The sequence below is a fragment of the Micromonospora sp. NPDC003241 genome, assembly GCF_053589795.1.
This window is the reverse complement of the sequence record NZ_JBSFSO010000014.1, coordinates 1-14,949: the sequence shown is the minus strand read 5'-3', so window position 1 is coordinate 14,949 and position 14,949 is coordinate 1. Positions and strand designations below refer to the sequence as shown.

The window sequence follows — 14,949 nt, the reverse complement described above, 5'->3', positions numbered from 1 at the left end:
CCAGGCCGCAAACTCGACCGTCACACCGCACGCCGCGCGATCCCTTCGGATGTCCTCAGCCCCGATGTCGCTTCGGCCCGTACCGGCGTAAACCATTACTCCCGCAGCCAAACGGCCACCCGGCCGCGTCGGCCTGCCAGCTCCACCGTTCGCCCTGCGGAGGTCCGCGCCTCCACGTGCCGCCACCTCCCCTAACGAACGACGCTTGACCTAGACAGAGAAGCCCATTACCGGGTATAGTAATAGGTGCTCCGGCGAGGAGGTTCCCTAGACCTGAACCCACACACCAACCCAAGGAGCCGGCCATGCCATCCACCGCCCTCACCGATGCCGAACGCGCGACTGCGGGCCACCTACCCCTGTGTGGCCACGGGCATTGCCACGCAACGCGACCCCAGCCACTCGACGCGCAAGCGGACGTGGTGATGGTCCGCGACTGCGCCGGCCAGCAACACCTATTCCGCGACGGCAACGAGCACGGCCTGATCCTCACCCCCGGCAACCACCACTGGTCGCTGACCCGCGAGCGCTACGCCCACATCGCCTCAGCCGAAGGCGAACGCTGGGAACTCGTCGCCGAGGCCACCCCCGTGTGCGTCGGCGGCTGGGACGCACCGCGACGCGAGTACGTAGCGCGGCACTTGCCGAGCGGGCGGGTAATCGCGCGAGGGGACACGCAGTACGGCCTGCTCGCCAAAACCGCCCGCCGCTACCTCCGCACCACTACCAGCCCCCCGGAACGGTGAATCCAATGGCGAGTGCGCCGAATCCGCTCCGTCAGCGATCGCACCGCCGCGCCGCTCCCGGACAGGGCAACGGCCGGGGGGTTAGTTTGGCGAACTCCCCCCGGCCGCCTGATGCCCGACGCCACACAGGCCCCCAAGGACCCATACGCCGAGCACTTGCCTGCCATTCTACGCCAGACCGACCGCCGACCACCGAAGCAGTGAGCGTGGTCGACGCTCACCTTCCCCATCCCCTACCTCCCTCCCACCAACCAATACGGCATCATCGGCGCATGCCCACCCGCGATGCCCACGGCAGCAACCACGTAGGTCGTACCCAGGCTGCGGCGATGCTCGGCATCTCCGTCAGCCACCTGGACCGGCTCTACAGCGAACGGGCCACCAATGGCTTTCCCGAGCGCGCCGACGGAACCAGGTGGCGCACCGACGATATTGCTGCTTTTCAACTCCCACGGGACAAGGCCCGCCGCGCCGCGAGCGCCGCCGTGGACCGCAGCGGCGATCCCGACGAACTCGTCAACACCACCACCGTTGCCCATATGCTGGGCTATCAAAGCGTCGACTCTCTGCAAGGGCGCAATCGGATCTGGCCGCTCTTGTTGGAGCGCGTCGATGACGAATCACTCACTCCCACCGGCCGCAAGCGCCGCCGTTGGAGGCGCCGCACCGTGTGGGAGATCGCCGACAGCCGCACCGGCCAAGGCGCACCCCACACTGGTCGCCCTTCGGCGACTCCCCACGGCCACCCAGACCGCTCCGGCGATCCCGACGAACTTGTCGGTACCGTCGAGGCCGCCCGCGTGCTCGGTTACAACCACCCGACCGCCCTACCCGAAGACGTGCTTCGCCAGGCAGACGAAGACACGACCGGGCCGAAAGGTCGCCACCGCCGCAAGTGGAAGCGCGCGACGCTCTGGATGATCCTCGATCGGTCGGCGCAGCGACAGTAGTTGCCTGCAGACTCGACGCCCGCACCCGCTCGCACTGTCCGCCGGGACGGTGGCCGGGTTGCAGGCCCGGTCCTAGCGGACCGGAAACCGGAAGCGGCCTCCGGCCGCACTGCCCAAACCCCTTCTTCCTTCGGTGGGGGCCCGACAGGCTAGCGACGTGCTCGCTCCGGTCAAGTTCGGGTGCGGCTCGCAAAACATCATGCACACCCCGCATGATCTTTTCCTCGAAACCCCGCACCCGAACTTGACCTCCACTGCGCGCGCCGCGGGACGAGTGAACTCGCCCCCCACCGCCGAAAGAAGTGGGGGGACGCGCCACGGCCGTACGCGTCGAGCTGGTCGGCGTGGCAGCCGACACCCCACCTCAAGATCATAAGAACTCATGTCCGAACGACACGGGCACGGGTAGAAAGCCGAGGCAGAAACGGGTATAGTAATAATTGCTTGGAGGGGACGGCGAACCCCCGCCACACACCACACACGAACCCCAAGGAGACGCATGGCCATCCATGGCGACCCCCAACCAGTCATCGAGGGATACGGCTGCGCAACGTGCGGCATACCGCTGACGGTCATCACCGCGCAGGGCGAGAAGGCGTTCCTGCACCCTGGACATAGCCCCCAGGACCACGAGCCCGAACCGGTGCCCCTTGCCCAGCTTGCCAACATGCAGTTGCTGTGTGATTTCTGCTCCGCGCCGGACCCCGTGGCTAGCTTCACCTTCGGCAAGCTCGACGTGGCGATGACGACCGACGTAGCCGGTATGCAAATGCATAACCTCGGTAGCAGTTGGGCCGCGTGCGAGGGCTGCGCACGCCTGGTCGAACGGCGCGACCCCGAAGGACTCACCCAGCGCGCCCACAAGCGGGCTCGCCGCCGCCGCGATGGCGGGCCGGAAGCACGGATCCTGCGCCCGCTACACCAGGCGCTGTTCGCCGCCACGCCCGGCATTCCCGTACGGCGACCCCTGGCAGGCAGCACCACCGCTCGCCCGGCCGACGGCCAGGCGACCGCCGTCCCCGCCGCGCCCGAATTCCGGACGCTGCGCCCGCAGATGCTGCCCAAGGTACGGGATCGGCTGGTGCGGTTCTGGCGGACCTCCAGCCGGAACTACCTTCTAGACGCGCTCACCGCCGGGGAGACGTACAAGGTCCCGGGGCACATGTTCCCCGGCGCTTCCCTCGACGAGCCCGCCGCGTCCGTCGACGCCGACAACGCCGAGCCGATGCGGCAGTACACCGCCCTCATGGCCAACCACGTCGAGAACGCACGCATGTTCTGGATTGACCCTGACTTCACCGCCCTCGCCGCGCACGCCGCGTGTGACCTTTCGGACGTACGCATCGAGTCAGTCGAGATGCCCGCCCCGGATGGACTGCTCATCTGGCACACGCCCATCTACCGTCCAACCGAACGACAAACCGGGGTCACGGTGCCGATCATCGCAGCGCAGTGGGGACCAGTTCCCGGCGGCGTCTGGATCACGTTCTACACCCCCGCCGAAGCCCTGACACGGGGCCGACAGCTCACCGAACGCGAATTGCAAGAACTCCGCGAGCGCATTGGATGGCTAGCCCCGGTCAGCACCGGCGCGGGACTGCGCTTCGGTCAGCCCTACGCACCCGCCAGCGAACAGACCCGCCTCATGCTGTGCTCACTGATCGCAACATGGATCCTCACCACGCAGCCCGACGCGGAGATCACCGACGCACCGACCGACAAAGCGACCCGCAAGGCGTACCAGCGCGCCAACCGGCCCGTCCCCCTCGTACGAGTCGTACGGCTGCGCCCCAAGCAGCAGTCGCCACGCGCCACCAGCGACAAGAAGCCAACGCGCGTCTACACCCGCCGCTGGTGGGTGCCCGGATTCTTCCGAGAGAATCAGCCATGCGGACCCGGCCGCACATTGCGCCGCCGCACCTACGTACGCGGACACATCAAGGGTCCGGCCGACGCGCCGCTCATCCTCACCGATCGGGTACACGTGCTCGGCGACCCGACCAACCAGCACAAGCAATGACGGCCACCCTGGGGGAGCCTGCCGTGCTCGGCTCTCCCAGGGTGGCACCACTCATCAGCCCGAACAGGGTCGACGCCTACCCCATAAGCGGGTATAGTAATAGTTGTTCAAGTGGGACGGCGAACCCCACCAGGACAACCACCGAACCCCAAGGAGTTTCTCGTGAGCAGTCGTCAGCTCGACGCCCTCCCCGGCCAGGAACGCTACGTCGTGCGCGTGGGGTGGGACCGCCCCCTGCGCAGCTTCTTCGCCCAGGTGATCAACACCGGCGTACTGAACGAGGAGAGCCCCGACGCCATGCCCGTCTGGCTCGGCGCAGGCGAGTGCGTCCCGGACCCAGAGACCGTCATCGAGGCTGTGCGTCCGTACGCCGTCATCCCCAACACCCTGCGCGCTGACCTTGAGGCGGATCGCACCTGGGAGGGCACTCGGGCGCAGCCCGGTTTCGCGCACACGGTGCCGGTGATCCCCGGCCCGGCCCCGCTCGAACTGACGGCCACCCTGACCTACCCCACCACCGGCGGCAACCTGGTCACATGCCCGCTACGGGTCTACCGCACCGGCATCTTCTCCGTCACGGTCGTCGTCACCGACACGGCAGCCCCCAACCCGTCACGGGCGCAGCGCATCATCCACGCCCTGACCCGCAGCGCCGCTCCTGGGAGAACGCCGGACACGGACCACGCCGCCACCATCCACGCCCTGCTCCACGCCGCCTTCGACGGGGAGCACGTCGAGCACATCCAGTACACGCCGCATCAGAACGGCGAAGCCTTCCACGCGTTCCGCATCGCCCACGACGGCAGCACGGTCCGCGAGGCAATTCCGCTCGACGACATGCTGCGCCGCTTCGGCGCGGACATCACTTCCTAGGGGGCGGACGCGCCCCGCCCACCCCGACCACCAGGTCCGGCCGGGCCCTCCGGCCGGCCCCACCTCAGCCAGAAAGACCCCTCATGCCCGAGATTCCCATCCCGGCGACGCTGCGGCACCGCCCAACCGTCGGCGGCCTGGTCGTTCCGTGGATCACCATGCAGATACCCGACGGCCGACACCGGTTCGGAGCCATCGACGCCGAACGGCTCCTGGCCGCCCTAATCGACCGCATCTGCCAAATCTGCGGCAACCCAATGACCCAGCCGTTCGTCTTCGCCATGCGCGACATCGATCTCTCCCGGCTCATCTCATCAGAGCCCGCCATGCACCCCGAGTGCGCGCGGTACAGCGTGATCGCCTGCCCCATGCTCGCTGGCACCATGAGCCGCTACCGCGCCCAGACATCGGACACCCCCACGTCAGCGGGCGACCCGGCAGGCGCCCGGCCGGGCCACGCCGCCCACGCCTGGCGACTGCTCTGGACGAGCGGTTACCGGCGAATCTGGGATCCCCGGACGCATACACCCGCCGCCCAAATCCTCCTCACGCAACTGCACCGGGTGCAACAGATCAAGCCACCCCCCACCGACCAGTAACCAAGCACATCCCGGCGGCGGCCCCGCTCGGAGCCGCCGCCGGGATGTGTCCGGGTTGCACGCCCGGTCCTAGCGGACCGGAAACCGGAAGCGGCCTCCGGCCGCATGGGTCGAGCTGGTCGGCGTGGCAGCCGACACCCCACCTTGAAGATCATAAAAACTCATGTCCGAACGACACAGGCACGGGTAGAAAGCCGAGCCAGAAACGGGTATAGTAATAACTGTTCAAAGGGGACGGCGAACCCCCACCACACACAACCCCCAGCCCAGGGAGAGCCCACATGCTCACCACATCCACGGCCATGCTCGCAGTCACCACCGCGTCATGCATCGCGCTTCTCGCGCGCAACGCCAAGCTTCGCGCCGACCTGGCAACCGCCCGCCACGAGGCCGATCACGACGAGCTGACCGGACTCCTCAACCGCCGCGCCCTGCTCCGGCACCTCAACACCCTGCTTGCCGACCCCGCCCGCCCGGTCGCCGTCACCCTTCTTGACCTCAACCGCTTCAAAGAGATCAACGACGAGCATGGCCACGCCGCCGGGGACCTCGCGCTCTGCCAGGTTGCGGGCACCCTGACGGCACTCGACCTGTGGCGCGCGAAGGTCGGCAGAATGGGAGGCGATGAGTTCATGATCATCACCGACGACGGCATGCAGGCTGCCCGAATCAACACTGAGGCCGCCGCTCTGGCACTCGACGCCACGATGGTCGCCCTTGGCGAAACGAACTTCGGCTGTTACGCCAGCTTCGGACTTGCCCTCGCGGACCACAACGACGTGACCGCCGTCGACCTCATCAGCCGAGCAGACGCCGCCATGTACGCGGCCAAGCGACGCGGCGGAGGCGTCAAGGAGTGGCACCCCAACATCGGCGCAACCGGCACCAAGACACGGCGGAAGCAGCGCCGCCGCTTCCGGTAATCGCCATCCGTCCGCGTGGCCGCAGCGCCGACAAGCCTCCGGCCACGCGCACGGCGATTGCCCGGCCCAAGCGCTCAACGCCCTTCATCTCTGCGACCTCGGCGCACCCTCACCACTGGCGCAGTTTCGGGCTAACACGGACAGCAACAGCCCGAATAAACGGGAGAAGTAATAGTAGCTCAACAAGGGACGGCGAACCCCTTTCGGACACCCCCCACCCCCCCCATGCAAGGAGTCTCACGATGTCCGCGCTAACCGCTCCCACCGTTGCGATTCCGGCCCTCCCCACCGACCCGCGCACCCGGCACATCCTGCACCTGCTTGACGCCGCCCGCCGTCGCATGGAACAGGTCATCGCTTTCCTGCACCTCTGCGAACACGCTCCGACGTGGCCCACCACTCCCACCCACACCACCGCCGCAGCGATCGAGCTACGCGCCGCAACTGTCGCCCTGATCAAGTACGCCCGCCGACACCGCTGCGACGCCTGCCACCTCGACAGGATGCGCGCCGTGCTTCGGCTGTCCGCCTTACTGCTCGACCTGTGGCAGAACGGCAAGCACCACGTGCAGCGCCCCGACCTGTACCCCGTCACACTCGCCCATCGCGCCGAACGGCACTTCGGCGACACCGCCGGATGGATCACAACCGGCGACCCCGCCCGCCTACTCGGCCAACACGCCTGACCCACACGCGTCGCCCAGCCGCATGAAGCGGCCGGGCCACCGCACCGCAGATGTCACCGACGCGCATCGAGCGCGCCGCTCGCTGCTGCTCCCGTCGCGCACTAGCACCCAACACCCTCGTTTCGAAAGGACACCGCCCGTGGGCATGACCCGCCCCGAACTCGTCACGATCGCGCAGACCTGCGCCGACTGGGCCCCCAACTACTTCCACAGCCCAATCCACGGCGGCACGAACGCAGCTATCCGCTACATCGCAGACAGCCACCTCGACGGACTCACCCTGAAGTACGGCCGCCCTACGGTCTGGGCAGCCGTAACCTCCCACCTCGACGCCCACCCACACCTACTCACCGCCCCACGTACCACTCAGGCCGAACGCGACAACCGCCAAGCCGACCGCAACGCCCGCGCCGACGCGCACCTCAACGCCGCACTACACCACCACAAGGCAGCCCAGCCGTACGAAACCCTCGCTCTGATCGACCGCGCAGAACTCGCCTCACCCACCTACAAGGACTACGACCGGTACCGCCGCGCCGTGCACCGCAACCTGCCGCCCCTCACCCCAACCGACCTCACCGGCACCGGTCTACGCCACCGCGTCACGCTGCCGCTGGCCTACCCACACCCCGGCCCGCCCGCGAGGTACCACGGCAGCACCTCCCGGCACTGGGTCTTCCCCGGTCACCGCGTCATCCAAGGCAACTGGCCCGCCGCCATCCCCGAACACTGCACCGCCACCGACGACGAACTCATGGAGTGGAACGCCGAAGGCACCGTCCACGTCTGCACTGGCTGCGGACTCGACTACACCTAGACGCCGCAGCGCCAATGCTGGCCGGTCCGGATCACCACCCGGACCGGCCAGCCCCAACAGCTCACGACTGAACGTCGCCCGACACCGCACCAGCAGCACCCACGCCCGCATCCCCCGACCCTGGTGCCGGTCTCGCCACCGCCGTCCGTCGGCGACGCGGCAACACCTCGCCCAACTCAGCGATCCGCGCCCGTACCGCCGCGCCGTCCGCGCCACGCCGGTACGACCGCACCCGGGCAACGTCCACCCCGGTCAAACTCGCCGCCAAGCCATCATCACGGAGCACCGTCGCCAACACCGCCACGGCCAGGCCGTGAGCCTCCGCCGCCGCGCCGACCTCCTGATCCAGCCGGGCCACGGCTTCCTGCCGCCGCCGCTGCACCTCCTGCACCGTCCCGGCGGCCTGCTCGACCGCCCGTGCCGCCCGCAGCTCAACTTCCTGCCGCCGCCGCAGCGCCCGAGTCGCCTCATTCCCCGTTCTACTCGCCATTTCCCGACAGTAACCACTGCCCAAACCTGCTCGCCAGATCACGCCCCACACCAATTACCGAACCGTTCGGACCTAGCCACAATTCCACACCTTCTCATCACGCCCGTTCAGTTTTGGCTACAGCATGGCTGGCCTGCCCAGTCCTTTACCGCGTCGCCTCTTGCCCAGTTACAGGGGACACACCCCCTTGCATTCTCGGCCGCCGCATTAGCAGTTGATCTCCTACGGTCAAGTCATGTTGACCGTCACCCGCATCTCGCCCGGCGACGGCTACCGCTATGTCATGGAACAGGTTGCCGCCGGTCGTCATGACCTGCGCCCCATCGGCGACACTGGCCCGACGCCCTACTACATCAACCACGCCGCGCGCGGTGAGAGCCCCGGCTGGTGGGCCGGCGACGGCACCGCTGTGCTCGGCGTCAGCGGCTGGGTCACCGAACAACAGATGCGCTATCTCATCGGCCAAGGGCGTCACCCCACAACGGGGTTCCAGCTCGGCCAAAAATGGCGGCTCTACGCGCCGATGACCGACGAGTACCGCGAGGAAGCGGTACGACGCGCGCTGATGCACCTACCCGATGACGCCACCGTGGAACAGCGCGACAAGGTGTGGCACGACCTCATGAACGCCCCCGAAAGGCGGGCTGTGTCCGCCTACGACGTCACCGTGTCGCCGGTCAACAGCGTGTCGTTGCTGTGGGCTTTCGGCGACGGCGCTGTCAAGCAGGATGTCATGGCCGCCCACCACGCTGGAGTGCGCGCGCTGCTCGATCACCTCCAGCGGCACGGTGCCTTCACCCGAACCGGCGCGGGCGGCATCCGCCAACTCGACACCCAAGGGCTGGCGGCGCTGGTCTTCGACCACCGGATGAGCCGCGAACGTGACCCGCAACTGCACTCGCACGTCGTCGTCTCGGCGAAGGTCAAAACAGTTGGCAGATCGGGCGAGACGCAGTGGCTGGCGCTGGACGGGCGTGCCTTCTATCGCGCGAGCGTCGGTGCCCGAATCGCCTACGAGCGCGCCGTGGAACTCGAACTACATGAGCGCCGTGGCGTCACCTTCGCCGCCCGCACCGACTCCGGGATTCGTGAGATCGTCGGCATCAGCGAGGCGTCGTTATGCCACTTCAGCAAGCGGCGCGCCGCCATCACGCAGGAGATGGACCGCCGTGTCGACCGCACCGGATCACCTACGCGTGCACCGGCGGCCCTGTGGCGGCGACGAGCCCAGGATGCGACGCTGCGAACCCGCCGCCCGGCCAAGGGCGCGGAGTCCACCGATCAGGCCGTGCAACGGTGGCGGGCCGAGGACCGCAAGGCGGGGCTCGACACCCCTGGTCAGGTACGGCGCATCCTCACCGGTGAAGTGAACGACGACATCGCCGACACGGCGCGGCGTGTCCTTCGTCGCGCCCGCAGGCTGAACCCGCACGGTGTGGACGAGGAGGCGCTACGCACCGCCGCCGGCGAACTGCGGATCACCGGACGTGAACGCGACCGGATCATCGACGCGGCAGTACGTAGCGACGTGCGCCTGGCGCTCGCCCGCGCCGTGCACACTCTCGGCCGCGAGCGTGCCGTGTTCGGCCGCGAACACCTCGAACTGGCCATCGGCCGGGTCCTCGACATCGCCCCCGGCGACTCGCCGCACGCCGACTGGCAAAGGGTGCAGGCCCTCGCCGGTGACGCCATTGCCAAGAACCTGGGCGGGCTGCGGGTGCTGACACCGCCCGCCCTCGTGCAGTGGGGGCCGACGCTGCTGCGCAGCAGCGACCAGCACAGCGAATACACCCGCCACCGCGACCTGCAGATGACCACCCACGCCGTCCTCGCCGCCGAGAAAGAAGTCATCACCTACGCGAGCCGCCGCGCCGCCCGCCCCGCCCCCGGCACGGCGATCGACGCCGCCACCGTCACCTTCCGGTTGTCGCCGGAGAAGGCCGCCGCGCTGCGATTCCTCGTCGGCGATGACCGGCGCGTCACCGGCGTCGTCGGACCCGCCGGCACCGGCAAGACCTATCTCCAACGCGCCGTTGTCGCCGTCGCCCGGCACACCGGCGTGCCGGTGCTCGGCCTCACCGTCGGACAGTCCGCCGCGCAGTTGCTCGCTGACGCCACCCGCCAGCCCGACGCAACGGTGCTGCGGACCGAGAACATCGCTCGGTGGCTGAGATCCCATGACCGGCCGCCGCCCGGCACGCGCGCCGCCGACTGGCGCTTCGCAACCGGCCAGTGGGTCATCATCGACGAGGCGTCGCAGGTCTCCAGCCACGACCTCGCCCGCATCGTCACCCAACTCGACGCCGTCGGCGGCAGGCTCATCCTCGTCGGTGACCCCGCACAGATCTCCGCAGTCGGGCCCGGCGGGCTGTTCCGCTACCTCGACAGCCTCGGCGCCACCACCCACCTCTCCCAGGTCCACCGCTTCGCCCATCCGTGGGAAGCATCGGCGTCGCTACGGCTGCGCACAGGCGACCTCACCGTCCTGAACGAATACGACCGCCGCGGCCGGCTCATCGGGGGGCACCGCACCCTGCTCATCGGTCAGATGCTGGACCGGTGGGCCGCTGACATGACCAATGGCCATCCCAGCATGATGCTCGTCGAGACCGGCGACGAAGCCGCCGACATCGCCCGCCGTGCCCGCGACATCCTCTTACGCGCCGGCCTCATCCGCACCGGCCCGACCGTGCGCCTGCACGACGGCAACCACGCCAGCGTCGGCGACATCATCGTCACCCGCCGCAACGACCGTCGCCTCGGCGCCGGCGGCGCGTTCGTCGCTAACCGCGACCAGTGGCGCGTTCAAGCCGTCGCGCGCGACGGCGGGCTCCGGGTCACCAAACCGCGTACCGACGTAAGCGCCGTGCTGCCCGCCACATACGTCGCGCGGCACGTGCAGCTCGCTTATGCCCTCACTGTCGACTCCGTGCAGGGGCAGACCGTGCACTCCGCCCGCGCGCTCGTCGACGACAGCACCACGCTGGCGCGGCTATACGTCATGCTCACCCGCGGCCACACCCTCAACGAGGCGTACATCGTCACCGACGACCATCCCCGTGAAGGCACCCCACCTCAGCCGCCCACCGCCCGCGTCGCCGTCCTGGCCGACATCATGCGCCGCGCCCAACCCGAACGCTCCGCCACCGAAACCCACCACCAACTCTGGGCCGACGCCGACGCCCTACCCACCTGGACGCCCGTCTACGACGACCTCGCCGCCCGCGCCCGCATCCCCGACTACCTCGCCATCGTCCGCCGCATCGCCGGTCGGCCCCTAGCCGATCGGCTGGCCGACGACCTCGCCCTGCCCGCCCTCATCACCCGCCTCACCACTCTCGAAGCAGCCGGACACGACCCCGCCGACGTGCTGCGTCGCACGATCCGACACCGCGAACTGACCACCGCCGAGGACATCGCCGCTGTCCTCTCCTGGCGCATAGACCGGCTCTTGAGCCGCGCCGTCGCCGATCCCATCACCGCCACCTCCTCCCCACAATCCGGCACCTACACCGACCGCCTGCCCGCCACCGCCAGCGGCGACATCGGCGACGCCCTACGCCAGATCGCCGCCATCTGCGACCGCCGCATCGAAGCCCTCGCCCACCTCGCCGCCACCCAGCAACCCACCTGGTCCCACGCCCTCGGCAACCTGCCCGCCGACCCGATCGGCCGCGACCAGTGGCTCGGCCGCGCCGAAGTCGTCGTCGCCTACCGCGACCGATACCAGCTCACCAGCGACCACCCCATCGGCGCCGAGCCACCCGCCAGCAACATCCACCGCTGGAACGCCTGGCACCGCGCCCGCGTCGCGCTCGGCGCCGCCACTCTCGCCGGCCAACTCACCACCGCCGACACCACCACCCTGCACCACCTCATCGACGCCCAACGCGCCGCCGACGCCGCCGCACCCGCCTACGTCGCCGACCACCTCCGCGCCGCCCACCGCGACCTCACCGACGCCGAACACCGCCACCACGACCTCACGCTCCTCCGCGCCGCTGTCGAGGCCGCCGGCCGCCACGCCACCACGCTCGTCCGCGACGTCCGGCCCCGGTGGTGGCACCGGGGCCCCTCCCGCGCCCGCGCCATCACTGCACACCGCGACGCCAACCAGCGGGCCACCGCCGCCGCCCGCCACAGCAGCAACCTGACTCACCAGTTGGTCAAGCAACAGGGCGCGATCGACCAGCACCGGCAGCAAGTCTCCGGCCTAGAGACGCACCACGCAGCTTGGTCGCGCTGGTACGCCAGCGCCCTTCCCACCCGCTACGCCGGCCTCGCAGCAGCCGCCGAACAGGTCCGACGCGCCGCCACGCGCAACGCAACCCTCACCGACGCGGTCGCTGCCACCACTGCCCGAGTCCGGGCCATCGACGACACCCGACCCCAACCGCACGCCGCCGCTGTACCTCATCGCTTGCCCGAACACGCCGACGCCGCCCGGCAACGACTCACCCCCACCGACAACGAGACGGAGCTCGACTAATGCCCGGCCACCCCATCGCCTACGTCGACGAATCCTGGCTCCAACAACGCGGCAGCCCCGGCGCCTACCTCATGTCCGCCGTCCTCATCGACCACAACGACGTCACCACGGCCATCGACGCCGCACGCGCCGCCGCACGCGACCACGACTACCACTCCTCCGTGCTCTACCACCGAGGGCACGTCGGCATCATCGAGGACATGCTCGACGTGGTCAACGACCACGCGGGCTGGTCCGTCATCTCCGTCCACACCCCGCTGCGACACGGCAGCCCGGAACCACCGCCAGATGGCCCCCACCGCATCGCCAGCCACCTCGAACGCCAACGCGAACACGCCCGACAGATCAGCCTCGAACGCCTACTACGCCACCTCAACACCCACCGCGTCCGCGACGTCATCCTCGAAAGCCGCGCCAGCGAAGACGAATGGCGACTCGCCCGCGACAGCGGCACCCGCGTACCCGCCACCGACCGCAGCGACGTCCGCGCCTACCGCCGCCTACTCGACCACCAGGCCATCAGCCACCGCATGCGCCTCATCCACGTCAAGGACCGCACACACCCCGGACTGTGGATGGCAGACGCCGTCGCCTGGTCCGCCGGACGCGCCCTCCGCACCGACGAACCCCAATGGTGGAACCGCATCACCGACGTCGCCACGATCCTCGAAGCGACCACCGGCACCGAACTACGCCTCAACGAGAGGAGGGCCGCTCCACCAGAAGGCGAACGCGACCCCCACAACCTGAGCCAACGCGCCCAAGCCATGTCCTCGGCACCATCATACACCGACAACGACCAGCCAACCCAGGCCGGAAACATCCTCACCAACCTCGTCACCCAGGCCGAACTCGCACGGATCCCCGGCGGTGAACACCTCACCCTCGAAGTCCTCCGCCAACTCCGAGACATCGCCGACCGCGTCAACGAACTCAGCGACACCGTCGGCCGCATCACCCCTCAGCAACGCAGAGAGGCATCCACACAGAACTCTCGCGACATCGACCGCTCTACACCTGAGCGCGGCGAGCCCGACAGCCCGAGTATCTCCGGTTAGCAGCGGCGCAAAGCACTGTCGTCCATCTTGAAGCTGGCGATCCTCGTTGTATTCGGTCGCCGGGCAACCCTGCCTGTGTCACACTGCCCGATCCGAGACCACCACCACGTCGCCCTCGACGACGAGCCGATCGGCGCTCTCCACAACCCGCTACGCTAAGCCCATACCGCTTAGCGGCCGGCATTCCGGCCTGTCACGGTCCGACATTCAGTCGACTACCGTGAATGCCGGCGGGCACGTTCGGATCCGGCCCACGAAGAGGATTTAGATGATCTTGCGAATCAAAGTGAAGGAAAACGACATACTTGATCTATAGCGGCGCAGGTCAGGAAGCCTGCTCCCCGCGCACGCGGGGGTGGTCCCACCCGCACCGGGCCGCACATCCCCACCAGGCCCTGCTCCCCGCGCACGCGGGGGTGGTCCCGGCCAGGTGCCGCCGAGGTCCCCGGACTCGCCCTGCTCCCCGCGCACGCGGGGGTGGTCCCGAGGGCACCACCGACATGGCTGCTGTGCCGGCCTGCTCCCCGCGCACGCGGGGGTGGTCCCCACCGCTGGTTACCGCCGCCGGCCGCAGACCGCTGCTCCCCGCGCACGCGGGGGTGGTCCCGGCCGTGACGTGTACGGGCGGGCCGACTACACCTGCTCCCCGCGCACGCGGGGGTGGTCCGGGGCCGACGCCGGCTTTCTGCATGGCGCGAACCTGCTCCCCGCGCACGCGGGGGTGGTCCCGTGCGATGGCAGACAGACTCCCTAGGTAGGTCCTGCTCCCCGCGCACGCGGGGGTGGTCCCCAGCCGTAGCTAGGCAGAGACGCGCGCAGACACTGCTCCCCGCGCACGCGGGGGTGGTCCCACCCATCTTCCCGAGCGTGCGGGAGACGCTGCCTGCTCCCCGCGCACGCGGGGGTGGTCCGATGGTCAGTGACTGCAGGGACTTACCAAGCCCCTGCTCCCCGCGCACGCGGGGGTGGTCCCCTCGTCCCGGCGCTTCGCGTCCCTCGCGGTGGCTGCTCCCCGCGCACGCGGGGGTGGTCCGTAGTACCGGTTCTCGTTGTCCTGGAGCAGGTCCTGCTCCCCGCGCACGCGGGGGTGGTCCCCGGCTACTCGCCGCAGGCCAAGCACCTGCAAGCTGCTCCCCGCGCACGCGGGGGTGGTCCCTTTGAGACGATGGCGGAAATGGGGTACGTCCCCTGCTCCCCGCGCACGCGGGGGTGGTCCCTTTGAGACGATGGCGGAAATGGGGTACGTCCCCTGCTCCCCGCGCACGCGGGGGTGGTCCCGTTACTCCGCTAACCGGTTA

At 69.1% G+C, this 14,949-nt stretch carries 11 protein-coding genes and 1 CRISPR repeat array; of the genes, 10 read left to right on the top strand and 1 reads right to left on the bottom strand.

The features are described from left to right. Nucleotides 1–305: 305 nt before the first annotated feature. The 8 genes from ACWDVW_RS14020 (at nucleotide 306) to ACWDVW_RS13985 (ending at nucleotide 7,614) form a co-directional block, all read left to right on the top strand. Entirely contained in the window at nucleotides 306–746 is a 441-nt protein-coding gene (locus ACWDVW_RS14020; RefSeq protein WP_449948119.1) for a hypothetical protein, read from the top strand. Nucleotides 747–1,018: 272 nt separating this feature from the next. After that, nucleotides 1,019–1,696 carry a hypothetical protein gene (locus ACWDVW_RS14015; protein WP_449948115.1) on the top strand — a complete coding sequence of 226 codons (678 nt, stop codon included), beginning with the start codon at nucleotides 1,019–1,021 and terminating at the stop codon, nucleotides 1,694–1,696. Between the two features lie 499 nt (nucleotides 1,697–2,195). Continuing rightward, nucleotides 2,196–3,716 carry a hypothetical protein gene (locus tag ACWDVW_RS14010; protein ID WP_449948113.1) on the top strand — a complete coding sequence of 507 codons (1,521 nt, stop codon included), beginning with the start codon at nucleotides 2,196–2,198 and terminating at the stop codon, nucleotides 3,714–3,716. 162 nt (nucleotides 3,717–3,878) lie between these two features. Next, nucleotides 3,879–4,589 carry a hypothetical protein gene (locus ACWDVW_RS14005; protein WP_449948111.1) on the top strand — a complete coding sequence of 237 codons (711 nt, stop codon included), beginning with the start codon at nucleotides 3,879–3,881 and terminating at the stop codon, nucleotides 4,587–4,589. An 83-nt stretch (nucleotides 4,590–4,672) separates the two neighbouring features. Further along, on the top strand, nucleotides 4,673–5,188 hold the full coding sequence (locus tag ACWDVW_RS14000) for a hypothetical protein (RefSeq protein ID WP_449948108.1): 516 nt from the start codon (nucleotides 4,673–4,675) through the stop codon (nucleotides 5,186–5,188). A gap of 281 nt (nucleotides 5,189–5,469) precedes the next feature. Beyond that, nucleotides 5,470–6,111 carry a GGDEF domain-containing protein gene (locus ACWDVW_RS13995; RefSeq protein ID WP_449948105.1) on the top strand — a complete coding sequence of 214 codons (642 nt, stop codon included), beginning with the start codon at nucleotides 5,470–5,472 and terminating at the stop codon, nucleotides 6,109–6,111. A 242-nt stretch (nucleotides 6,112–6,353) separates the two neighbouring features. Then, nucleotides 6,354–6,797: a hypothetical protein gene (locus ACWDVW_RS13990; RefSeq protein ID WP_449948102.1), complete on the top strand. Its 444-nt coding sequence runs from the start codon at nucleotides 6,354–6,356 to the stop codon at nucleotides 6,795–6,797. Nucleotides 6,798–6,936: 139 nt separating this feature from the next. Continuing rightward, complete coding sequence (locus ACWDVW_RS13985; RefSeq protein WP_449948099.1) at nucleotides 6,937–7,614, top strand: hypothetical protein; 678 nt, start codon at nucleotides 6,937–6,939, stop codon at nucleotides 7,612–7,614. Between the two features lie 61 nt (nucleotides 7,615–7,675). Here ACWDVW_RS13985 and ACWDVW_RS13980 read toward each other — a convergent pair whose 3' ends face one another. Continuing rightward, the gene (locus ACWDVW_RS13980) at nucleotides 7,676–8,104 is read right to left on the bottom strand and encodes a hypothetical protein (RefSeq protein WP_449948097.1); all 429 of its coding nucleotides are present in this window, start codon (nucleotides 8,102–8,104) and stop codon (nucleotides 7,676–7,678) included. A 235-nt stretch (nucleotides 8,105–8,339) separates the two neighbouring features. Between ACWDVW_RS13980 and mobF the strand changes: the two genes are divergently transcribed. After that, the gene (gene mobF, locus ACWDVW_RS13975; RefSeq protein ID WP_449948094.1) at nucleotides 8,340–12,593 is read left to right on the top strand and encodes a MobF family relaxase; all 4,254 of its coding nucleotides are present in this window, start codon (nucleotides 8,340–8,342) and stop codon (nucleotides 12,591–12,593) included. Continuing rightward, entirely contained in the window at nucleotides 12,593–13,651 is a 1,059-nt protein-coding gene (locus tag ACWDVW_RS13970) for a hypothetical protein (RefSeq protein ID WP_449948091.1), read from the top strand. The genes mobF and ACWDVW_RS13970 overlap by 1 nt, the downstream gene beginning before the upstream one ends. Nucleotides 13,652–13,985: 334 nt before the next feature. Then, a CRISPR array of direct repeats spans nucleotides 13,986–14,928; the repeat unit is 28 nt; unit sequence CTGCTCCCCGCGCACGCGGGGGTGGTCC. Nucleotides 14,929–14,949: the final 21 nt, after the last annotated feature.